The 20,711-nt window shown below is 43.0% G+C and carries 24 protein-coding genes; 17 read left to right on the top strand and 7 right to left on the bottom strand.

Annotated features, from left to right (window positions below):
• The first annotated feature begins 31 nt into the window (after positions 1–31).
• The 8 genes from metK to PHP90_RS02915 all read left to right on the top strand — a co-directional run bounded on the left by metK (position 32) and on the right by PHP90_RS02915 (position 5,132).
• A complete protein-coding gene (gene metK, locus PHP90_RS02880) occupies positions 32–1,189 on the top strand; it encodes a methionine adenosyltransferase (protein WP_299924956.1) in 1,158 nt (385 codons plus the stop codon).
• Between the two features lie 113 nt (positions 1,190–1,302).
• Positions 1,303–1,587 (top strand): 4Fe-4S dicluster domain-containing protein, encoded by a 285-nt coding sequence (locus PHP90_RS02885; protein ID WP_299924959.1) that lies wholly within the window; start codon positions 1,303–1,305, stop codon positions 1,585–1,587.
• Positions 1,588–1,732: 145 nt separating this feature from the next.
• Positions 1,733–2,146, top strand: coding sequence for a nucleoside-diphosphate kinase (gene ndk / locus PHP90_RS02890; protein WP_299924962.1), 414 nt, complete (start codon positions 1,733–1,735; stop codon positions 2,144–2,146).
• A gap of 5 nt (positions 2,147–2,151) precedes the next feature.
• Positions 2,152–2,523, top strand: coding sequence for a YceD family protein (locus PHP90_RS02895; RefSeq protein WP_299924965.1), 372 nt, complete (start codon positions 2,152–2,154; stop codon positions 2,521–2,523).
• A 25-nt stretch (positions 2,524–2,548) separates the two neighbouring features.
• Positions 2,549–2,698, top strand: coding sequence for a 50S ribosomal protein L32 (gene rpmF / locus PHP90_RS02900; RefSeq protein WP_013461018.1), 150 nt, complete (start codon positions 2,549–2,551; stop codon positions 2,696–2,698).
• Between the two features lie 3 nt (positions 2,699–2,701).
• Positions 2,702–3,691, top strand: a complete 990-nt coding sequence (plsX, locus tag PHP90_RS02905) for a phosphate acyltransferase PlsX (RefSeq protein ID WP_299924967.1) — start codon at positions 2,702–2,704, stop codon at positions 3,689–3,691.
• 26 nt (positions 3,692–3,717) lie between these two features.
• Entirely contained in the window at positions 3,718–4,716 is a 999-nt protein-coding gene (locus tag PHP90_RS02910) for a beta-ketoacyl-ACP synthase III (RefSeq protein ID WP_299924970.1), read from the top strand.
• A 38-nt stretch (positions 4,717–4,754) separates the two neighbouring features.
• Entirely contained in the window at positions 4,755–5,132 is a 378-nt protein-coding gene (locus tag PHP90_RS02915) for an HIT family protein (RefSeq protein WP_299924973.1), read from the top strand.
• On the opposite strand, the gene PHP90_RS02920 is transcribed toward PHP90_RS02915, so the two are convergent.
• A complete protein-coding gene (locus PHP90_RS02920) occupies positions 5,106–6,719 on the bottom strand; it encodes a DEAD/DEAH box helicase (RefSeq protein ID WP_299924976.1) in 1,614 nt (537 codons plus the stop codon). The genes PHP90_RS02915 and PHP90_RS02920 overlap by 27 nt on opposite strands.
• 324 nt (positions 6,720–7,043) lie before the next feature.
• Between PHP90_RS02920 and PHP90_RS02925 the strand changes: the two genes are divergently transcribed.
• Positions 7,044–7,247, top strand: a complete 204-nt coding sequence (locus PHP90_RS02925; protein WP_299924979.1) for a hypothetical protein — start codon at positions 7,044–7,046, stop codon at positions 7,245–7,247.
• A gap of 13 nt (positions 7,248–7,260) precedes the next feature.
• Here the strand turns inward: PHP90_RS02925 and PHP90_RS02930 are convergent, their stop codons facing one another.
• Genes PHP90_RS02930 through hemB form a run of 3 tightly spaced genes read right to left on the bottom strand, consistent with a single transcriptional unit; the run spans position 7,261 to position 10,393 of the window.
• On the bottom strand, positions 7,261–8,451 hold the full coding sequence (locus PHP90_RS02930; RefSeq protein ID WP_299924982.1) for a multiheme c-type cytochrome: 1,191 nt from the start codon (positions 8,449–8,451) through the stop codon (positions 7,261–7,263).
• A 9-nt stretch (positions 8,452–8,460) separates the two neighbouring features.
• Complete coding sequence (gene argF, locus PHP90_RS02935) at positions 8,461–9,381, bottom strand: ornithine carbamoyltransferase (protein ID WP_299924985.1); 921 nt, start codon at positions 9,379–9,381, stop codon at positions 8,461–8,463.
• Positions 9,382–9,427: 46 nt separating this feature from the next.
• Positions 9,428–10,393: a porphobilinogen synthase gene (gene hemB, locus PHP90_RS02940; protein ID WP_299924987.1), complete on the bottom strand. Its 966-nt coding sequence runs from the start codon at positions 10,391–10,393 to the stop codon at positions 9,428–9,430.
• A gap of 74 nt (positions 10,394–10,467) precedes the next feature.
• Here hemB and ribA point away from each other — a divergent pair, with 74 nt between their 5' ends.
• The 4 genes from ribA to PHP90_RS02960 are packed head-to-tail and all read left to right on the top strand — an operon-like array spanning position 10,468 to position 12,229.
• Complete coding sequence (gene ribA, locus PHP90_RS02945) at positions 10,468–11,055, top strand: GTP cyclohydrolase II (protein ID WP_299924990.1); 588 nt, start codon at positions 10,468–10,470, stop codon at positions 11,053–11,055.
• Positions 11,052–11,630: a 16S rRNA (guanine(527)-N(7))-methyltransferase RsmG gene (gene rsmG, locus PHP90_RS02950; protein WP_299924992.1), complete on the top strand. Its 579-nt coding sequence runs from the start codon at positions 11,052–11,054 to the stop codon at positions 11,628–11,630. Before ribA ends, rsmG begins: the two co-directional genes overlap by 4 nt.
• A gap of 2 nt (positions 11,631–11,632) precedes the next feature.
• Positions 11,633–11,836: a PP0621 family protein gene (locus PHP90_RS02955; protein ID WP_299924995.1), complete on the top strand. Its 204-nt coding sequence runs from the start codon at positions 11,633–11,635 to the stop codon at positions 11,834–11,836.
• Positions 11,837–12,229, top strand: coding sequence for a hypothetical protein (locus PHP90_RS02960; protein ID WP_299924999.1), 393 nt, complete (start codon positions 11,837–11,839; stop codon positions 12,227–12,229). It abuts the gene before it with no gap.
• Here the strand turns inward: PHP90_RS02960 and PHP90_RS02965 are convergent.
• Complete coding sequence (locus PHP90_RS02965; protein ID WP_299925002.1) at positions 12,226–13,242, bottom strand: alanine racemase; 1,017 nt, start codon at positions 13,240–13,242, stop codon at positions 12,226–12,228. The genes PHP90_RS02960 and PHP90_RS02965 overlap by 4 nt on opposite strands.
• A gap of 50 nt (positions 13,243–13,292) precedes the next feature.
• Here PHP90_RS02965 and PHP90_RS02970 point away from each other — a divergent pair, with 50 nt between their 5' ends.
• Both PHP90_RS02970 and PHP90_RS02975 read left to right on the top strand, forming a co-directional pair.
• Positions 13,293–14,306 carry an agmatine/peptidylarginine deiminase gene (locus PHP90_RS02970; protein ID WP_299925005.1) on the top strand — a complete coding sequence of 338 codons (1,014 nt, stop codon included), beginning with the start codon at positions 13,293–13,295 and terminating at the stop codon, positions 14,304–14,306.
• Between the two features lie 198 nt (positions 14,307–14,504).
• Positions 14,505–16,604, top strand: a complete 2,100-nt coding sequence (locus PHP90_RS02975) for a TonB-dependent receptor (protein WP_299925008.1) — start codon at positions 14,505–14,507, stop codon at positions 16,602–16,604.
• A gap of 38 nt (positions 16,605–16,642) precedes the next feature.
• Here PHP90_RS02975 and PHP90_RS02980 read toward each other — a convergent pair whose 3' ends face one another.
• Both PHP90_RS02980 and PHP90_RS02985 read right to left on the bottom strand, forming a co-directional pair.
• Positions 16,643–17,200, bottom strand: coding sequence for an NUDIX hydrolase (locus PHP90_RS02980; RefSeq protein WP_299925011.1), 558 nt, complete (start codon positions 17,198–17,200; stop codon positions 16,643–16,645).
• Positions 17,201–17,209: 9 nt separating this feature from the next.
• Positions 17,210–18,403 carry a peptidoglycan DD-metalloendopeptidase family protein gene (locus PHP90_RS02985; RefSeq protein ID WP_299925014.1) on the bottom strand — a complete coding sequence of 398 codons (1,194 nt, stop codon included), beginning with the start codon at positions 18,401–18,403 and terminating at the stop codon, positions 17,210–17,212.
• A gap of 123 nt (positions 18,404–18,526) precedes the next feature.
• Here PHP90_RS02985 and PHP90_RS02990 point away from each other — a divergent pair, with 123 nt between their 5' ends.
• Complete coding sequence (locus tag PHP90_RS02990; RefSeq protein WP_299925022.1) at positions 18,527–19,321, top strand: plasminogen-binding N-terminal domain-containing protein; 795 nt, start codon at positions 18,527–18,529, stop codon at positions 19,319–19,321.
• Between the two features lie 3 nt (positions 19,322–19,324).
• The gene (locus tag PHP90_RS02995; protein WP_299925025.1) at positions 19,325–20,710 is read left to right on the top strand and encodes an FAD-linked oxidase C-terminal domain-containing protein; all 1,386 of its coding nucleotides are present in this window, start codon (positions 19,325–19,327) and stop codon (positions 20,708–20,710) included.
• The last annotated feature ends 1 nt before the right edge of the window (position 20,711 follow it).

Raw genomic sequence — 20,711 nt, forward strand, 5'->3', positions numbered from 1 at the left:
CAAATATTTTACCTTTCCTCTAAGGATTTTTATGCCTAAAGAATATATTTTCACCTCTGAATCGGTCACCGAAGGGCATCCGGACAAAATGGCCGATCAGATCAGCGATGCGATTCTAGACTATATCATCGAACATGATCCAAAAGCGCGTGTCGCCTGTGAAACACTCGTATCGAACGGTTTTTGCGTAATTGCGGGTGAGCTGAAAACCACGTCGTATGCTCCGATGCAAGAGATCGCCCGTCAAGTTGTCCGTGAAATCGGCTATACCGACGCAACTTACGGTTTTGATTACCGCTCATGCGCCGTACTCAACGGAATCGGCGAACAATCTCCCGATATTAACCAAGGCGTCGATCAAGAAAGCGGCGAAATCGGTGCAGGAGATCAGGGATTGATGTTCGGCTATGCATGTCGCGAAACGGATGTGCTGATGCCGTTGCCAATATATCTTTCTCACCGTCTTGCTGAACGTCTGGCACAAGTACGCAAAGAGGGGATTATCCCTTATCTTCGTCCAGACGGAAAAACGCAGGTAAGTATCCGCTATGTTGACGATAAACCGGTTTCTGTTGAAACCGTTGTTGTTTCTACTCAGCATGCCCCTGATATTTCACAAGAAAAACTTCATGCCGATGTCATCGAAGAAGTGATTAAATACGTTATTCCCGCAGAGCTTATGAGTCCGAATATAGTTTATCACATCAACCCGACCGGTAAATTTGTTATCGGCGGTCCTCAAGGTGATGCCGGTCTTACAGGGCGCAAAATCATCGTTGATACCTACGGCGGAGCCTGCCCGCACGGCGGTGGAGCATTCAGTGGAAAAGACCCGACCAAAGTTGACCGTTCAGCTGCCTATGCGGCGCGCTACGTTGCAAAAAATCTTGTAGCATCCGGTGCATGTGACAAAGCAACAATACAAGTTTCATATGCCATCGGTGTCGTTAAGCCTATTTCTATCATGGTCAATTCACACGGAACCGCCGTTGTCCCTGAAGAAAAACTCGAAGCGTGTGTCAAAGAGCTATTTAACCTTACGCCAAAAGGGATAATTGAATCGCTTGATTTATTACGCCCGATTTATCGAAAAACGGCAGCATACGGCCATTTTGGTCGCGAACTTCCTGAATTTACATGGGAAAAAACGGATAAAGTGGACGCAATCCGTGAGTATCTCGGCCTTTAATTCTCTTTCTGTAACACTCTATCCATAATCTCTATTCAACCCCCTATTTTTTTAGGTGGGTTTAAAATTCTTCTGTTATAGTTACCGCATATTTATTAACCAAGGAGAACCCTATGGCAGTAGTCATTAATGATACCTGTATTAACTGCGGCGCTTGCATCGACGAGTGTCCGGTAGAAGCGATCGTAGACGAGGATGATAACCCAACGGGTGAAGAGATCTATTACGTATACGCTGACAAATGTGTCGAGTGTGTCGGTCACCATGATGAGCCGGCATGTGCAACAGCTTGTCCGACTGAGGGTTGTATCACATGGGATGAAATCGGTGCAAGCCCAGCTCACCGTGATGATGTAACCGCTGAAATGCGTTCGTCAAAAGCAAACGTCGTTAACTAATACACTTAGATAACCAAAGGGGTTTATTTCCCTTTGGTTACGCTCATTTCTCCTCTTTTTCTTTCTTTTCCGATCTTTAATCTTACTTAAATTATTGTTTGGCTATAATCCCGTTCTATTTTTTACACACAAAACAGGAGCATTGATGGAACAAACGTTGTCAATCATCAAGCCTGACGCTGTAGCAAAAGGCGTCATTGGAAAAATTTTAGATCGTTTTGAGACAGATGGTCTTAAAATTGCAGCTATGAAAAAAGTTCAGCTCAGCCGTCAAGACGCTGAAGCATTCTACGCAGTACACGCTGCTCGCCCTTTCTTCAACGATCTCGTTGACTTTATGGTAAGCGGTCCTGTTGTTATTACAGTTCTTGAAGGCGAAAATGCTGTTCTACGTAACCGTGACTTGATGGGTGCAACAAACCCTAAAGAAGCTGAAGCTGGAACTATCCGTGCTGATTTTGCTGAAAACATCGATGCTAATGCTGTTCACGGAAGTGATTCAGTTGAAAATGCTAAAAATGAAATCGCATTTTTCTTTTCAGGCCGCGAAATTTCGTAATTGCCATGAAAATAGCATTTAAAAAATTGGGATCACAGCCGCTTCATTTTGAGGCAAATAGTGACAATGCCTTTTTTTCGGGTGATTTAATCATGAAAAAAAGTAATCTTGCCCAATTAAACGGTACAATTACGGGGAGTATTTCAATTCCCTGCGATCTATGTGCCGAAGAGGTAGAGCGATCTTTAAATGAAGAGATTGCTTTTTATCTTAGTGATGGGATTTATGAAGGCACTGACGAAGAGTTGGATGTCGTCGAAATCGACAAATCGATGATTGATTTGGAAGAACTTCTAAAATCAGAAATCGAACTGATTAAAAGCGACTATTTTTGTTGCGAAAACTGCGAAGGAACCTCGTTAGATCGAGAGTTCTAAAACCAAATAGAAAGGACTATAAAAGATGGCAGTACCTAAAAGAAGAGTGAGTCATTCTCGCGCCGCAAAACGCAGAACTCACTATAAAATTTCTCTTGCTCGTCCAGTCAAAGACAAAGACGGCACGTACAAATTGTCTCACTATGTCAACCCGACAACCGGTGAGTACAAGTAATCGATGATTAGAATTGCAATTGATGCAATGGGCGGGGACTTCGGTCCCGAACCGATTGTTAAAGGGACACTTGAAGCACTCAAAGAAAAGAGTTTTCAACCAATTCTAGTTGGTAAAAAAGATGAGATTTTATCTTTATTACCCAAGGGCTATAAAGATAAAATTTTAATTGTTGAAGCGGATGACGTTATTGATATGAGTGATGCCGCAACGGATGCACTCAAACGTCAGGACAGCTCAATCTATAAAGCGGTAGAGCTTGTACGTAACGGTCAAGCGGACGGTGTTGTCAGTGCCGGACACAGCGGTGCGACTATGACACTTGCTACGCTTCGTCTAGGACGTCTTAAAAATGTATTGCGTCCTGCATTGGTTACGTCAATGCCGACAAAAAGCGGAAAACGAAGTATTCTGATGGATGCGGGTGCCAATGTCGACTGTAAAGCAGAACACTTATTTCAGTTTGCAATCATGGGATATTATTACGCCCATGATATGTACAAACTGAGTGAACCTCGCGTCGGATTGCTTGCAAACGGTGAAGAAGATTCCAAAGGGAATGAAATCACTAAAGAAGCCTTTAAATTGCTCGAAGGGCAAAGAGGGTTTATCGGAAATGTCGAAGGAAATAATATCTTTGACGGAAGCTGTGACGTCATTGTGTGTGACGGCTTCATCGGGAACCTGGTACTTAAAGCCTCCGAAGGGGTTGCCTCAACAATCAGCTTCTTTATTAAAGAATATATCCGAAAATCGCCGATAGCAATTACCGGAGCATTGTTGATGCGCAAAGTGTTCCATCTTCTTAAAAAAGAGATCGATTACGCTGAAATCGGAGGTGCCCCTTTAGTCGGCATCAAAGGTTGCGCTATCGTCAGTCACGGAAAAAGCAATCCGAAAGCAATTAAGAATGCTATTTTCCAAGCTATCCGTTATGTAGATAACGGCGTAAACGAACATATCGAAAATCGTTTAGAAGAGCTAAAAAAATAAACTTCGATCCCTTATAAAGGCTAACCATGTACGCTGCGTTTCGTTCTATCGGTGCTTATGTCCCCTCTAAAATTTTGACCAATGCCGAATTAGAGGTAATGGTTGATACCAGCGATGAGTGGATCACAAAACGAACCGGGATCAAAGAGCGTCATATTGCAGCTGCTGATGAGCGAACCAGCGATATGGGTGTAAAAGCGGCAGAAATGGCAATAGAGCGCTCCGGTCTTGTAAAAGAAGAGATCGATATGATCATCTGTGCAACCATCTCACCCGATTATTTTTGTATGCCCTCGACTGCGACTATCATCGCAACTAAACTCGGACTGGGAAAAGTCATGGCGTATGACATTTCAGCCGCTTGTACCGGATTTGTTTATGCTCTCAGTATCGCAAAAGCATTTATTGAATCAGGAATGAAAAAAAATGTCCTGATCGTCGGTGCCGAAAAACTCAGTGCGATTACCGACTATACGGATCGTGGTACCTGTATTCTCTTCGGTGACGGTGCCGGAGCCGCTGTTATCAGTGCAACTGAAGCTAAAAATGAAGCGATTATCGATATCCATACCGGCTCAGACGGCTCTTTTGCCGATTTGTTGATGACACCTAACGGTGGAAGCGGGTCGGCGCACGATGAGCTGGATCGTGAAGCGGCGGGATGCTTTATGCGGATGAAAGGAAACGAGACTTTTAAAGTCGCTGTACGTACTCTTACCGCCGATGTGGTGGAAATTTTAGAGCAAAATAATATTGAATCTTCCAAAATCACCCATTTCGTCCCTCATCAGGCAAACTACCGTATTATCAAAGCAGTCGGTGATGCACTTGAGCTCACCGATGATCAAGTCGTATTAACGGTCGAAAAATACGGTAATACATCAGGTGCATCTATTCCGATGGCGATCAATGATATCTATGAGTCAGGAAAACTGCAGCAAGGTGACTTAATGCTTCTTGACGCATTTGGAGGCGGTCTCACATGGGGCAGTGCTCTAGTTCCGTTTTCGGGAAAAACTATCTAAAAAATTGCTACACTATCGAATCTTTTTAAAGGTTCGACATGATTTATTCCAACCCCCTTATTTATATCGAAATTCACGACAGTGAAATCCCCTGGCTTAAAATTTTCACCCATACTCATCACAAAGAATTTTCAGAATGTGCTCGTGAAGAAAAAGAGATGATCTGGATGTGTTTGGACATCATCGAAACCAAAATGCTCTCATTTTTCAAACCTGATAAAATTAATATCGCTTCATTCGGAAATATGTTGCCGCGAGTACATTGGCATATTATGGCACGCTTTGAAAAGGACAGTTATTTTCCGGAACCGATGTGGGGGATTAAACAAAGAGAGGGAATAGTATTAACAGCTCCGATGGAGCTGTTTATAGAGGAGTTAAAAGTCGAATTAACTTCTAGGTTTGCTGCTAGCTGAGCGATTACCGCCGCTAAAGCTACGTGAACGATCTCCACGATCGTTTCCGCCACGTTCACCACTACCGCTACGCTCACCACCGGCAGCATTACGGTCATTATTACCGCGATATCCGCCGCCGCTTGAGTTACGGTCATTGCTGCCACGATATCCACCGCCGCCGCTTCGGTTACGATTGAATCCGCCGCTTCGATTCCCGCCGCGATCACCACGGTTAGCAAGATTACTAAGAATTTTCTCCAAACGTTCTGCTGCAATACCGATATTATTTGGACCTGCAACGGTATTACGTTCCATCAATACAGAGATCAATTTGTATGCAATCTGTTCTTGATCGTAATCTTCTTTCAACAAATCCAACACTTTATGCGCTTCATCATATACGTGTTGTTTTTCAATTTCACGAACCAAACGGGTCACTTGCGCTTCTTTAACATCCAATTTGCTTGGAATATACGCATGTTCCATCGTTGTCCCTACTTTTGCACGGATACGTTGAAGTTCTTTGAACTCCATTGGAGTTACCAATGTAATCGCAACCCCTTTTTTACCTGCACGCCCTGTACGACCGATACGGTGTACATAACTCTCAGGATCAAATGGAATATGGTAGTTGAAAACGTGAGTAACATCATCGATGTGCAATCCGCGCGCCGCAACGTCAGTTGCGATCAATACATCAACCGCATCGGTTTTAAGCCCTTTGATAACACTTTCGCGTTGACGTTGCTCCATGTCGCCATGCAACCCTTTTGCCATATAACCCGCAGCTGAAAGTACATTTGAGAGACGATCAACCTCTTTTTTGGTACGACAGAATACGACAGTTTTCTTCGCATCTTCCGCATCCATCAAACGGATAATCGCATCATCACGCTCTGATTCTTCAATAACATAATACTGTTGAGTAATATCGGTATTCGTCGTTTCAGATTTTGTGATCGATGCAAAAAATGGATTCACAAGAATTCGTTCCGCCAATTGCTTGATCGGGGCCGGCATCGTTGCAGAGAAAAGCAACGTTTGACGCTCAGTCGGCAAATAGCTGAAAATTTCATTGATATCATCCAAAAAGCCCATATCGAGCATTTCATCTGCTTCGTCCAAAATAACAGTTGACGGGGTAAAGCCTTTTAACATATTACGGCTCAACATGTCCAGAAGACGACCTGGAGTTGCGATAATAACTTGTGCACCGCGCTCGATCAAATCCATTTGACGATTGTACGATGAACCGCCGTAAATGGTTACGGTACGCGCACCTAAATGTTTACCGTATTTGAAAATTTCATCACTTACTTGGTTCGCTAGTTCGCGTGTCGGAGTGATAATAAGGGTTTCAATTCCCCCTTTTAAATGCATTTTATTCAATGCAGGAAGACCGAAAGCAGCTGTTTTACCGGTACCGGTATGAGCTTGTCCTACGACGTCACGCCCTTCCATAATAACGGGAATAACCATTTGTTGAATCGGACTTGGTGTTTTAAATCCCGCGAGACGGATACTTTGCATAATCTCTTCACGGAGACCGAAATCTTCAAATGTCGCGAGATTTTCTTCTGTGATTGGTGTTTCTATTACGTTCATGATTTACCTTTATATATACGCCACCGGAAAACCTATTTCCGGCCAGTTACGCTTGCCCACTCATGGGGGAGAGAAATTTTAATGAGGATAAGTTGGATTCTCATCCGCGAGGGCACCTTTGAAAAAGATTCATTAATCTCTTTAGAAGGTACCCAAATTCAAATGGAATTATAGCTGAATTATTTATAAAATAGGCTGATAACTATACATTTCCAAAAGATAAAGATAACCTTTAGTTTCAAATCGTCAAAATTTTGTCTGATTTTTTTAAACTTTTAGAACTATACTTCCAAAAAATCGATCTAAACTAATTAGGAGACAAATATGTTCAATGTAAAAATGGAAAAAGAGTGCGGCTGTTTCAAACGAAGCGGTATGGAAAGTGTAAAAACATTTGCAAACAAAGATGATGCGCTAATCGAAGCTAAAGAGTGGACCGAAGAGATGAATGAAACATTTTGTCAAAAACATAATTTTTCAATAGTCGAAGAAGGAAACGATCTCATTATTAAAGTTGAGATGAACTAAGGGGCAACACCCCTTAGAGTTTTAGATTTACTTTTTTAATCACCATTTTCTTCGACCAGATCGGATCTTTCAGATCTAATAATCCACGTACCTCATCATTGACTAATCGATACGAAACAATTACAACAACCTGATCCGCACCTGCCGATAACGGAACTGTAAAGGTTTTTGATCCTTGTGCAGGGATAGAAACACTCTCTACCGTTTTTTCAGCCAAATGGGCGATTGTAGGCTTTTTTCGTTTACTAAGATAGTGCGATGTCAGAGAAACTGTCTCATTCTTCACCACTTTAGCACCCTTCATGTATTGTGCTTCAATTAAAATCTCACGAGAACCGAATCCGCTTGGCAGCGCATGAGGCTGAGGATTTCCTAAAGTGACCTCAAGTCCTCGCGCACTTTTGCGTACATCAAGGTTTAGCGCGCCCTGCCACATACTCTCGACATGTCCGCCTTTAAATCCATGCTCACGAATAAGCCGTTTATGCGGCTGACCGTTCACATCACGCAAGGTAGCTGCGATTCCCTCTTCACGTGGACTCATATGACAATCGACACACTGTTTTCCGCCGCTTTTAAATTCCGATTGCATATCGCTAAAACGGTGCCCCTCTTCGGAGGTATCGTTAGCATGGCATACAAAACAAAGCTGATTCGGATTCGTATCCATAAAATCACGCTGCTCTACTTTGTGATAAGGGGATTTGGCATCACTGTAAGGTCCTGTCATCACACCTGATGGCATCCAACTGACACGATTAATTCCTCGTTTCGAATCGGGAAGATTATCATGAATTTGATCTATGTTATGACACACAACACAGTTGATCCCCTCTGATATTCCTGTATTATTGATTGCTTTTGTTGCGGCAGAGTCTTTGTCCAATTTTAATGCTGCGATGGCTTCATATTCAGCACTGGTAGAGGTGACTGAGATACGAGGATTGTGGCAGGCGGCACATTCGATTTTGATTGTATTTAACGATTTGCGATTATCTTTTCGGGCTACATAATCAATCGTTTTGCGAAGATACTCATCGTTGTCATAATGAGATTTTGCATGCCATGAGTTATCCCACTGCTTAACAATATGACTGTGACACGCTTTACATTTACCGGAATCTTTAAATTTATCGCCAACCTGAACCACTTCAGCAGCACAAAGACTCAACCCTAACATACTCAACAGCCATATTAAACGCATTAATACCCCTTATCGATGTTTATTTAACCAAACCATTAACCCTTTTTGTGCGTGCAGACGGTTTTCTGCCTCTTCGAAAATCAAACTTTGATCCCCTTCGAGAACCGCTTCACTCACTTCGACACCGCGATAAGCAGGAAGACAGTGTAAGAAAATGGCCTCTTTGGCTGCCAAAGCCATAAGTGCCTCATCTACGATATACCCTTCAAATGCCCGTATTCGCTGAGACTTTTCTTCTTCCTGTCCCATTGAAATCCATGTGTCCGTTGTAACAACTGTGGCACCGTTAACTGCCTCTTTGGGATCATGGGTGATCGTAATTTTCCCACCGCTTTGTTCACAAAAACGAAGTGCATCTGCAATGACCACAGGATCACACTCATACCCCTTAGGGGTTGCGATTCGTAATTCAAATCCAAGTTTGCTCGCGAGCATCAACCATGAATGGGTCATATTGTTGCCGTCACCTACATATGCCACAATCGGATTTTTATCTTTTCCGCACTCCATCATCGTCATATAATCGGCAAGAAGCTGAACAGGATGATAACTGTCGCTCAAACCGTTGATAACAGGGACTTTAGAATAACAGGCAAACTCTTCAAGCATCGCTTGCTCATAGGTTCGGATCATGACCATATCCGCCATCGAAGAGATAACACGTGCCGTATCTTTTACCGGCTCGCCACGCCCTAAATGGATATCGCGATTGGAAAGAAATAGTGCGTGTCCGCCAAGCTGATACATCCCTACTTCAAAACTTACACGGGTACGGGTGGAGCTTTTTTCAAAAATCATTGCCAAGGTCTGACCCGCTAAGCGTGGTTTTAATTCTTTGGCTTTGACCTCTTTTTTAATCTCTAAGCCAATCTCTAAAATCTCTAGGATCTCTTCTTTGGTATAATCTTTTAACGTTAAAAAATGTCTCACGTACGTCCTTCGATACAAAAAACAATCATATCATAAAATTATTTTATTAATTTAAAAGTTGTGCTACTTCTTTAGCATGGTAGCTGATGATAATATCAGCACCGGCTCGCTTGAACCCAACCATCGTCTCCATCATCACACGATTGTAATCGATCAGTCCAGCTGCTCCGGCGTGCTTGAGCATTGCATATTCACCGCTGACGTTGTATACGGCAAGAGGCAATTGAGACGCTTCGCGGATGTCACGGATAATGTCCAGGTATGCCAATGCCGGTTTAACCATCAAAATATCGGCCCCCTGCGCTTCATCGACTAAACTCTCGCGTATCGCTTCACGGCGGTTGGCCGGATCCATTTGATAAGTTGAACGATCACCGAAACTCGGAACCGATTCGGCGACATCACGGAACGGTCCGTAATATCCGCTGGCAAATTTGGTCGAATAGCTCATGATCGGAAGATTCACATATCCGCCGCCGTCGAGCGCATCACGAAGTGTTGTGATAATTCCGTCCATCATCCCTGAGGGTGCGATCATGTCGGCACCGGCACGGGCATGCACCAATGCCTGCTGAGCTGAAATCCCGAGAGTCAAATCATTATCAACCGTTTCATGTACATGATCCAAAATCCCGCAGTGACCGTGATCCGTATATTCACAGAAACACAAATCGGTCACGACAAACATTTTTGGATACGCACGTTTGATCGCTCGCACTGCCGTCGCAATAATCCCATGGTCGCACAAGGCATCGGATCCAACCGAGTCTTTAACTTCAGGGATACCGAAAAGGATGATCGAATAAATCCCTAAGGATTGAAGAAGCTCACACTCTTTTAAAATTTCGTCCAAACTCATTTGATACACACCGGGCATAGACGAAACTTCCGTTTTAATCCCCTCTCCCGGTCGGACGAATAACGGATAAATAAAATCATTGATACCCACATGGGTTTCACGAACCAATGATCTGAGATGTGAATTAAGACGAGTACGGCGAAAACGATCCATAAAAATGCTCCGATATAAATGTTGAAGTAAGTGTAGCAAGTGTTAGATTAAGAAAAGAAAATTATAATTGCCACATGAATACAGAAAACAAATTTGAAAAATCCGCCATTGCTAATCTTCCTAGTAAATATGGTAAATTTAAAATCCGTGCCTACAAAGAAGGGTGCCAAGAACATCTCGCAATTTTTACAGAGAATTTTGAGCAACAAGAGTCTCCATTGGTACGTATCCATTCTGAATGCCTTACCGGTGATACGTTAGGAAGCATCAAATGCGATTGTAACAATCAGTTGCATAAAGCTCTTAAAATGATTGCCGAAGAAGGTGGATTGATCATCTATCATCGTCAAGAAGGACGGAATATCGGTCTGCTCAATAAAATCAATGCCTATGCACTTCAAGATCAAGGACGCAATACGATCGAAGCCAATATTGAACTTGGTTTTGCCCCTGATCAGCGTACCTATGACGTCGTAGGCGAGATTTTTAAGGATTTTGCTCTAACTAAAATCCGTCTCTTGACCAATAATCCGGCGAAAGTAAGTGTTGTGGAAAATTTGAATGTTGAAATTACTGAAAGAGTCCCCGTCATTATCAATCCGAATCCCCATAATGAAGGATACCTTCGTGTCAAAAAAGAGCAGATGGGACACGATTTATGAACCATTTAAAGCAACTCTTAGCACGTCGCGATCTTACACTACCGAATGATTTTATTGAAAAAGTACAGCAGTACAAAACGCTGCTTGAAAAATGGAATAAGGTTCATAACCTAACGGGTGCTAAAACACTCCAGCAAATCGATGAATTTATCGTCGATGCCATCACTCCTATTAATTTCCTCCCACCTATCAACAAAGCGATGGACATCGGAACCGGAGCAGGATTTCCGGGAATGATTTTAGCAATGGCTATGCCAACAACCCATTTTACACTGGTTGAGCCGCTCACTAAACGTGCGAGTTTCCTACAATTTGTAAAAGCAGATTTGGGTTTGAATAACGTTGAAGTAAAAGCAGTACGTGTTGAGCAATTGCCAAACGAACCGTACGACCTCATCACATCCCGCGCCGTTACCGATACGGATATGCTGCTCAAACTATCAGAACCGTTTTGCACCAAAGGGACACTTTTGCTCTTTTACAAAGGGGAAAAAGTGTATGATGAAATCAATGAATCGTTAGATTACACCATTATAGAAGCAGAGAACCGCCATTATCTGCTCATAAAGAGATAAGTATGAAATTTTTACTGTTTGTCGGGTTTTTAGGTGCCGTGTATTTTATGTTTTTTAAGAAAAAATCGCTCACTCCACCCACTTCGGATACTTCTACGGAAGAAGCTATGATTCCGTGTGTCAAATGCGGTACCTATGTACAAGTGAAAGAAACTTTTATGCGTGATGGAAAATACTACTGCTCACGCGAATGTCTGGAGAGCTAAATGTTGTTATTCGGTCATCCCTATATCCCTTCTGAGACGTTTTATCATATCGATGCGATCGAAGCCGTACGTCTTACACCGGCAAATTCCGTTGTTACTCTATTTTTTGCCCCTGAAAATCTTGATATCATCGATTATCTGCGCCAAAACAGTGTCCGGTTTGCTCTTCATATCGAAACCGTTACGGATGCAGTCCTCGGTGAAAATCTGGGAGCGTCATATCTGATCGTAAGCCCTCAAAACGCAACTGAAATCCAGAGGGTTGCAGAACACTATCTTTTTGATGCCAAAGTATTGGGCTATGTCGATGATATGGAACATTTGGAAAATCTAATCGCTATGCGTCTCGACGGAGCGATTTTTGCCGACGCCATTATTAAAATAAATACCTAAAGAATCCATTCCCGTTTTAAATCTTTATCCAAACACGCCAAGATCTCATACCCGATCGTCCCGACGGCACGAGCGTAATCATTGGCGTTATCAAAAATTATCAGCTCATCCGTATCACTCGAAAAACTTGCACTGTCCATTGAAATACGTCCTCTAAGAGCTATCCCCTGCGGTGTTACATAGTGATTGGAAGCAAGTCGATCCAATCCGTTAGCATATCCCAGATCATATGTACTGACTACTTCATCACAACACGCTTCATATATACCGTTGTACCCTACCCTTTCTCCCGCTTTTAGCACTCTTGTAGCAATCTTGTCCCCGCACAGAGAAAGGACGCTTTTGAGTTCAGGCTGCACTAGTGTGGAGTCCATTTCCAAACATCCATACAATGCTATCCCTACACGTACCATATCATCCGTACATTCGGATGAACGAAATGTTCCGGCTGAGTTCGAAATATGAAATCTGAGACTCCATCCGTACTTTTTAGCCAAGTCAGACGCTTCTCGTTTAACTGTATCAAATATTTTTCGCTGCCAAAACCACTCGGAACTGAGTGTATCTGCAGCTCTTAAATGGCTCATGATCCCGATACAAACCAATCCTTTTTCTGCCATTGCTTCAAAAGCTTCTCCCAACTGTTGCGGAGCAATCCCATGTCGGTGCATTCCCGTATCTATTTTAAGCTCCACTCTCGTGCCGCTCGGATACGCCGATATCTCTTCAAATGAATTGATTGCATAACTGATTTTCGGATGTGCACGTGTAGCGATTTGCCCGAGAATCAAGACATTCTCAAAAAAATCTACAATCTCTTCCGCTTCCCGTTCCAACCTAACGACTGCATGCTTAACGCCGTATTGTGAAGCCTCTTCCGCAATCATCACGGCACCGTGTCCGTATGCGTTATCTTTTAAAACGACTGCAATTTTATCTTTTCCACCGACTTGGTGTGCGATAATGTCAAGATTATGAATAAGTGCCTTACGGCTAAGTTTAATAGACCCCATTGTATTCCTGCGGGTATGTAGATAATGAAATTATAGATCAAGGTTAATTAATGCGTTATTTCCCAGCCGAATTTGAACCTCAAAGTTTTGTCCAGCTCATTTTTCCCCACCCGAAAAGCGATTGGGCACCATACCTCGAAGAAGCTCGAGCATGTTTTGTCAATATCGCAACCGCCGTTGCCCGCTATCAACCCTGTCTCATCATCTGTGATGATGTTGAGCTTGTCAAAAGCTATTTCGATTCTCATGAAAATCTGATCTTTGTAACCTACCAAACAAACGACACATGGGCCCGCGACTGCAGTGTATTGAGTGTCATAGACGAGGATGAGGGAGAACCGTTATTGCTTGACTTTACGTTTACAGGATGGGGCGGAAAATTTGACGCTTCAAAAGACGATGCGATGAGCTCGTCTATCGCCCATGTCTACGCTGCACCAATGGAAAAAGTGAACCTGATCTTAGAAGGTGGAGGTATAGAGACAAACGCTAACGGCTCACTCCTCACCACGGCAGAGTGTCTACTCAATCCTAACCGAAATCCACATCTGGATAAAAAGGGGATGGAGAAAGAGCTCAAAAAACATTTCGGTGTAGAACAGATATTATGGCTTAATCACGGTTACCTCGCCGGTGATGATACCGACAGCCATATCGATACCCTCGCCCGCTTTATCGACACCGATACCATAATGTATGTCAAATGCGATGATAAAACAGATGAGCATTATGATGCGCTCAAAAAGATGGAAGAAGAATTAAAAGCTCTGCGTGACATCGACGGCGAACCGTTCAACCTTATCGCTTTACCGATGACGAATCCGACTTTTTACGATAACGAACGTCTCCCTGCTACATATGCCAACTTTTTGATTATCAATGATGCAGTATTACTCCCTGTCTATAACGATCCGCATGATATTGAAGCGATTGCCATCTGCGAAAAAGCGTTTAGAGGGCGTGACATTATCCCTATCGACTGTTCCGTTTTAATTCGTCAGCACGGTTCGCTTCACTGCGTTACAATGCAGTTTCCCGAAGACATTTCCTTACGGGTGGAATAAAAGCGTAAAGCCGTTATAGAGAAAATAGCCCGAAGCGGCTAAAAGGATGATGGTTAGAACTATTTGTTTTTTATTCATGAGTAGAAGTGTAACATAAAAAGTAAAAGCCCCAATTTACGTGATTTTCACCATAGACTTAACACTAATGTAACACTTCTTTTCTACACTTTCTTCATAAATATCTTAAGGATTTCAAGTATGAAGATCTATTCTCTTCTCTCGTTGGCAGCTACGCTCGCGCTGGCCACCGAGCCTGTCACTATTCAAAAAATTACAGTTGAATCCGATGTTGGTACATCAGACATCACTTCAACATCACTTGCTACCTCTAAATCAACAACTATGACCGGTGATACAGCTGCAATTCTCACTGATATTCCGGGAGTCAGTGTCTACAACATGGGAAGCAGAGCATCATTACCGGTTATTCACGGGTTGGCAGATGATCGTGTCAAAATAGATATCGATGGCATGACCATAACTTCAGCATGTCCAAACCATATGAATCCGGCACTCTCTTATATCGATACCTCTAAAATCCAAGCGATAAACGTTACAGCGGGTATTACACCGGTCAGTGAAGGGGGTGACAGTATCGGCGGAACTATTACCGTAAAATCCAAAGATCCCCTTTTTGCCCAAAAAGCAGGTGAAATTGTATTAGGCGGCGAAGTATCCGGTTTCTATCACAGCAATGGAGGAGCGCGCGGCGCTTCGGTAAATGCAACGGCAGCAAATGACAAAATCAGTATCAGTTACTCGGGATTCGCCGAAAAAGCCGGAGATTACAAAGACGGTAACGGTAAAATTGTTAAATCTACTCTGTATCAACAACAAAACCACTCCGCAACGGTTGCCTACAAAATTGACTCAGATGATATTGTCTCTCTTAAAATGACCAGAACAAATGCAGACTTTATCGGTTTCCCAAACGAGTATATGGATATGCTCGGCAATAAATCGACATCGGGCAATCTAGCATACAAAGGAAAAGTAGGAGCACTATTCGTTGATGCTAATCTCTATCGTCAAAATACTGATCACTATATGAATAAAATTTTAAGTGAGCGCAGTGGAAATATGCCAATGAATACGGAGGCTAAAGAGAGTGGCATCAATTTTAAAGCAACATTGCCGCTGACTTCTACACAAACATTAAAATTCGGCGGCGATTATGACCGTTACCGTCTCAACGACTGGTGGCCAGCGGATACCGTTAATAATATGCCGGGAATGAGTCCGAATACGTTTTGGAATATTAATAACGGAAAACGTGACCGTATCGGACTTTTTGCCGAAGCCAATTCACAATGGAATGAAAAACTTTCATCCGTCATAGGAGTTCGTACGGATATTGTAAGCATGAATACGGATGACGTAGTCGGTTATAACAGTACTAATAATGATCCTGTGGATGCAGCTTACTTTAATGCTTTAGATCATAAAAAACGAGATAATAATTTTGATTTCACCGCAGCTACAAAATACGAATACAGTAACACTACTGACCTAGAGCTCGGATTTGCCCGTAAAACCCGTTCACCCAATATGTATGAGCGCTATGCATGGGCCGGAAGTTCCGGAACCTATAGTAATCCTATCCGAATGGATATGCGTATGATCAACTGGTTTGGTGATGCTAACGGATATGCAGGGAATCTCGATCTTAAACCGGAAGTAGCGAATACGATAAGTGCTACATTATCCCTACACGATGCATCTGAAAAAGAGTGGGGAATAAAGCTTACCCCATACTATACCAAAGTCAATGATTTCATCGATATTCACCTTGTAAATACCGCTTCAAACATCAACTATTTTCAATTTGTAAATACCGATGCACATCTATTCGGTGCCGATCTCTCAGGATATACAACATTATGGGATAACGCTGATAACGGTAAAGGAACGCTTAAAGGAAACCTGAGCTATACGCGAGGTTTCCGAGATAATGGCGGATCACTTTATCACATGATGCCGCTTCATGCAAAAGTATCGCTTGATCGTGTTAACGGTGCATGGAATAATGGAATCGACATTGAAACAGTAGCAGCCAAAGAGTCCGTTGATACGCTTAGAAAAGAGCCGATGACCCCGGGATATGCTTTGGTCAACCTTCGTACCGGCTACGCATGGTCTAAACAACTGAATATGGACCTATCCGTCACAAATTTTTTCAATAAAGCCTATGCCCTTCCTCTTGGAGGAATCGATGTTGTAGACTATGCAGCCAGTACCTATACTCCGTTACAGGGGATGGGACGTTCATTTAACGCAGCCCTCACCTATAAATTCTAACCTTGAACTGTTTCGTCACTTCCCGCATCTTGCGGGAACTACAGTTGATTTTCTAAAAACCATCCGAAGCCGAACATCAATCCCGGAGTCTTGGCTTTCGTTTCATCCATTACGAATCCTCTAGCCTCATTGAGAGGAATCTCAATAACTTCTATCGATTCGACCCCTACACCACCGCCGTCACTTACTCTCATAGACTCATTAACACGGGCAGCATAAAGCGTTTGCACTGATCCGGCAAACCCAACAGCAGTATAAAAGGATGTTACACGTTCAATCTGCTCTATTGGGACATGATACCCGCACTCTTCGAGTATTTCTTCATGCGCAATTTCAACAAGTGTTTTCTCTTTATCGACGATTCCCGCACACAGTTCATACGTGTATCCGTCGCTGTTTTTTAAATAAACGGGTGGACGAAACTGTTTTACAACCACCAATGTTTCCCGCTCTTCATGATACAAAAGTATTGCTACACTGTCATGCACTTCAACCATATCCCAGATTTTTGGGAGATCATGTTGAACATACTCAATCCGTTTCGGCTTGACATATTCGGAGTACTCACACTCTATTATTCTTACGTTTTTGATCATGGGAGTGCTTTAAAAAGGTTTCGGTTTAAAGGTGTTAATATCGACATAATATGTGCGCTTATAATCAAAATACGGTTTTTTGACCGGTTTCGTTTGGAGAACATTTTTGAAAATACGATCCATTTTATCCCGTATCGCCATAAAGACTTTCCGCTCTTTACCGCTAAATCCTTCGGTTTTTTTCTTCATAACACTCATCGGATTAATTGCAGTACTCCCCTCATACATTCCAAAATGCAAGTGTGGACCGGATGAGAGACCAGAAGAACCAACATAGCCGATCACTTCGCCTTGTTTTACAGAGGAACCGTTATGGATACCGCTTCTAAACGATTTTTGATGCGCGTATAAACTCGTCAACCCGTTGGAATGGCGAATTTTTATGGTATTACCATACCCGCGAGACGATCCGGCAAAACAGACACGTCCATCTCCTGTCGCCAATATCGGCGTCCCCGGACGGGCACCGAAGTCTACTCCCAAATGGGCACGATAGCGGTGTAAAATCGGATGATATCGACTCTTGGTAAAACCGGAAGTAATACGTGGATTATTGATAGGGAACTTAAACAAAAATTTCTCATATTGCGCCCCTTTTTCATCATAAAAACGACCATCGGTATGACGGTAAACCGTGACCCGTTTTCCGTTAATTTCGACCATTGCACCGTGTACTTCAGGCATCGAGAACGGTTTGCCCAAACGGTATTTTTGGGTATAGACCAGCACTATCGGTTCGCCTACTTTGAACCCTCTTCGGAAATCGACTTTCCCTTTGAACATTTTGACAAATTCCGAAGCGAGATTTTTAGACCCCGTCGCTTTTACAATATCATTATAGGGAAGGCTTTGAATCGGTATATATAATATTTCAGTATTTTCCTGGCTTACAATAGGGATAACTTGGAGCTCATACCGTTTTTTAGGGGTATAGTAGATCTGTAGCTGCAATTCATCATTGACCGGTATCAGGATTTGCTGGATTAGATTTTTATCGTCCACAAGCATTTGACAATTTGCATTATAAGGGATATCTTCGGTGAGTTTTTGATCATCTTTATCAAGGTTGTAATAAAGGGATGACGGGAGTTTTGAACGCTCTAAAAATGTTAGAAAACTTTCACCGTTATTCCATTTAAACGATTTTACGGAGGCACCAAAGAGGAGTATAGGCAATAAAAGCAATAGAAAAATTCGGCCCATTCTCATCCTTGGTCAAAATACGCTTTAAGAGCGAAAAAAGAGTTAAATCATAGCAAAAATTCCATTTACAAAGATGTGTTAAGCTATAATCGTTATTAATTACTTTACCAAAAGGTTACCACGATGCGCATTTGGCTTATCACACTTATCTCTTGCGGCGTTTTGAGCGCTTCGCCTATCAGTACGCCGTTACTTGATATAGATCATGACCGTGCTACGATTACGGCAAACGATCTTAAAGAAGGAATGAGTGGATTTATTCTCCGAAAATTTGATGCAACCCACAGTACTATTATTGCCAATGCACGTGTTGAACAAACAAACCCTGCCAATGGGCGTGCTATCTTACGCCTTAGTCCCTATGACGGTATTCGTCAAAACTCGCTTCCAAGCGGCAATTGGGCACCAAAACCCGCTGACACTGCTGTTTTAGCTTATGATTATGAACGCGCACTCCTTATTGCTCCCAACGATGATTCGTACGATAGTATTACCAAAAGTATTTCCGGTATCGAATGGGTCCATCCGGATAACTATACTGCGTATCTTTCCAATGAAGGGCATCCTACTCCGCTAGTGGAAGACTTCAGTGATTATTGTACTGCCAACTCGGTAGGACTTCTCTACATCCAAAGTGCACAAACTCTCTTTACGCTCGATTGTAAAACTTTCGCTCTGTTGCAAACCACCCCGTCTTTGCAAAAAGTAGAAAAATCAGTGACCCCGTTTTATACACGTGTTCCAACCATCCGTGCTGCATGGTGGGGAAAGGGCAGTTCACGCCTGGAGAGCTATGAACCGTATTATCTGGAACAAATCGCTTTAAAAAATTCTCATAATAAAGAGCTATATGAGTTGTACAAAGCAAAATTTAGTGATAAAAGTGCACTATTGCGCAATTTCGAGATTAAGGAATAAGCGATGTTGTCCGCTCCTGCTATAGAATATTTTACCTCACTGCTCGGAAACGAGAATGTTTACAGTGATAAAGCCCACCTCATTGCGTACAGTTACGATGCAACACGGGAACGATTCGAACCGGATGCGGTTTTGTTTCCGCGCCATGAACAAGACGTAAGCGATATTTTACGTTATTGCAACGAACACCGTATTGTTATCGTACCCCGCGGTGCCGGCAGCGGTTTCACCGGCGGCGCACTCCCAAGCAGCGGCGGGATTGTATTGGCGTTTGAAAAGCACATGAATAAAATTCTCGAAATTGATATGCAGAACATGGTTGCCATTGTCCAACCCGGTGTTATCAATATGGAGCTCCAAAAAGCGGTGGAAGAAGTAGGTCTTTTTTATCCGCCGGATCCTGCGAGTCAGGAGTACTCCACCATCGGAGGAAACGTCAATGAAAATGCCGGCGGTATGCGTGCCGCCAAATACGGTATTACCAAAGACTATGTTATGGCCATGCGCGCGGTTCTTCCCAACGGCGACATTATCAAAGCGGGAAAACGGACAATCAAAGACGTAGCCGGATACAATATCACAGGGATTTTAATCGCTTCTGAGGGGACACTTGCCGTTACAACCGAAGTGACACTCAAACTCCTCTCCAAGCCGAAGATGACCAAAACCGCGATGGGAATTTTCCCGACCGTCCACACCGCGATGGAAGCAGTCTACAAAACCATGGCAAGCGGGGTAACCCCTGTTGCGATGGAATTTTTGGACAATCTCACTATCCGTTCGGTGGAGCAAGTCTATAAAAAAGGGCTTCCGATAGAGGCCGGAGCCATACTTGTTACCGATGTGGACGGAAATCTCGAAGAAGATCTTGATTTTCAACTCTCTCTTGTCGAAAAAGTATTCCGTGAAAACGGATGCAACGAGTTTAAAATTGCCCAAAACAAACAAGAAGCAAGCGATTTATGGTTTGCCCGCCGTAATGCCAGCCAATCGCTCTCCGTTTACGGGTCCAAAAAAATCAATGAAGACGTCACCGTTCCCCGCTCAGCATTGCCTGAATTGTTGGAGAGATTTGATGCTATCGCCAAAAAATACAATATCAACATCCCCTGCTTCGGCCATACCGGAGACGGTAACGTCCACACCAACGTTATGGTAGACGGAAAAGATCCTGAACAGGTTAAAATCGGTTACGAAGCGATCCGTGAAGTATTCCAAGCAACCATCGATTTGGGAGGAACGCTCAGCGGAGAGCATGGAATCGGTTTGGCAAAAGCACCGTATATGTCGATGGCCTTCACCCTCGAAGAGATGGCGTTATTTCAATCGATCAAACGGGCATTCGATCCCAACAATATTCTCAATCCTTTAAAAATGGGACTTGAATAAT

Source organism: Sulfuricurvum sp., from assembly GCF_028712165.1.
Lineage (GTDB): Bacteria > Campylobacterota > Campylobacteria > Campylobacterales > Sulfurimonadaceae > Sulfuricurvum.

What these genes read in the sequence shown, in the direction of transcription:
- metK (WP_299924956.1), top strand. Translation starts at nt 32, where the DNA reads ATGCCTAAAGAATATATTTTCACCTCTGAATCGGTCACCGAAGGGCAT.
- PHP90_RS02885 (WP_299924959.1), top strand. Translation starts at nt 1,303, where the DNA reads ATGGCAGTAGTCATTAATGATACCTGTATTAACTGCGGCGCTTGCATC.
- ndk (WP_299924962.1), top strand. Translation starts at nt 1,733, where the DNA reads ATGGAACAAACGTTGTCAATCATCAAGCCTGACGCTGTAGCAAAAGGC.
- PHP90_RS02895 (WP_299924965.1), top strand. Translation starts at nt 2,152, where the DNA reads ATGAAAATAGCATTTAAAAAATTGGGATCACAGCCGCTTCATTTTGAG.
- rpmF (WP_013461018.1), top strand. Translation starts at nt 2,549, where the DNA reads ATGGCAGTACCTAAAAGAAGAGTGAGTCATTCTCGCGCCGCAAAACGC.
- plsX (WP_299924967.1), top strand. Translation starts at nt 2,702, where the DNA reads ATGATTAGAATTGCAATTGATGCAATGGGCGGGGACTTCGGTCCCGAA.
- PHP90_RS02910 (WP_299924970.1), top strand. Translation starts at nt 3,718, where the DNA reads ATGTACGCTGCGTTTCGTTCTATCGGTGCTTATGTCCCCTCTAAAATT.
- PHP90_RS02915 (WP_299924973.1), top strand. Translation starts at nt 4,755, where the DNA reads ATGATTTATTCCAACCCCCTTATTTATATCGAAATTCACGACAGTGAA.
- PHP90_RS02920 (WP_299924976.1), bottom strand. Translation starts at nt 6,719, where the DNA reads ATGAACGTAATAGAAACACCAATCACAGAAGAAAATCTCGCGACATTT.
- PHP90_RS02925 (WP_299924979.1), top strand. Translation starts at nt 7,044, where the DNA reads ATGTTCAATGTAAAAATGGAAAAAGAGTGCGGCTGTTTCAAACGAAGC.
- PHP90_RS02930 (WP_299924982.1), bottom strand. Translation starts at nt 8,451, where the DNA reads ATGCGTTTAATATGGCTGTTGAGTATGTTAGGGTTGAGTCTTTGTGCT.
- hemB (WP_299924987.1), bottom strand. Translation starts at nt 10,393, where the DNA reads ATGGATCGTTTTCGCCGTACTCGTCTTAATTCACATCTCAGATCATTG.
- ribA (WP_299924990.1), top strand. Translation starts at nt 10,468, where the DNA reads ATGAATACAGAAAACAAATTTGAAAAATCCGCCATTGCTAATCTTCCT.
- rsmG (WP_299924992.1), top strand. Translation starts at nt 11,052, where the DNA reads ATGAACCATTTAAAGCAACTCTTAGCACGTCGCGATCTTACACTACCG.
- PHP90_RS02955 (WP_299924995.1), top strand. Translation starts at nt 11,633, where the DNA reads ATGAAATTTTTACTGTTTGTCGGGTTTTTAGGTGCCGTGTATTTTATG.
- PHP90_RS02960 (WP_299924999.1), top strand. Translation starts at nt 11,837, where the DNA reads ATGTTGTTATTCGGTCATCCCTATATCCCTTCTGAGACGTTTTATCAT.
- PHP90_RS02965 (WP_299925002.1), bottom strand. Translation starts at nt 13,242, where the DNA reads ATGGGGTCTATTAAACTTAGCCGTAAGGCACTTATTCATAATCTTGAC.
- PHP90_RS02970 (WP_299925005.1), top strand. Translation starts at nt 13,293, where the DNA reads ATGCGTTATTTCCCAGCCGAATTTGAACCTCAAAGTTTTGTCCAGCTC.
- PHP90_RS02975 (WP_299925008.1), top strand. Translation starts at nt 14,505, where the DNA reads ATGAAGATCTATTCTCTTCTCTCGTTGGCAGCTACGCTCGCGCTGGCC.
- PHP90_RS02980 (WP_299925011.1), bottom strand. Translation starts at nt 17,200, where the DNA reads ATGATCAAAAACGTAAGAATAATAGAGTGTGAGTACTCCGAATATGTC.
- PHP90_RS02985 (WP_299925014.1), bottom strand. Translation starts at nt 18,403, where the DNA reads ATGGGCCGAATTTTTCTATTGCTTTTATTGCCTATACTCCTCTTTGGT.
- PHP90_RS02990 (WP_299925022.1), top strand. Translation starts at nt 18,527, where the DNA reads ATGCGCATTTGGCTTATCACACTTATCTCTTGCGGCGTTTTGAGCGCT.
- PHP90_RS02995 (WP_299925025.1), top strand. Translation starts at nt 19,325, where the DNA reads ATGTTGTCCGCTCCTGCTATAGAATATTTTACCTCACTGCTCGGAAAC.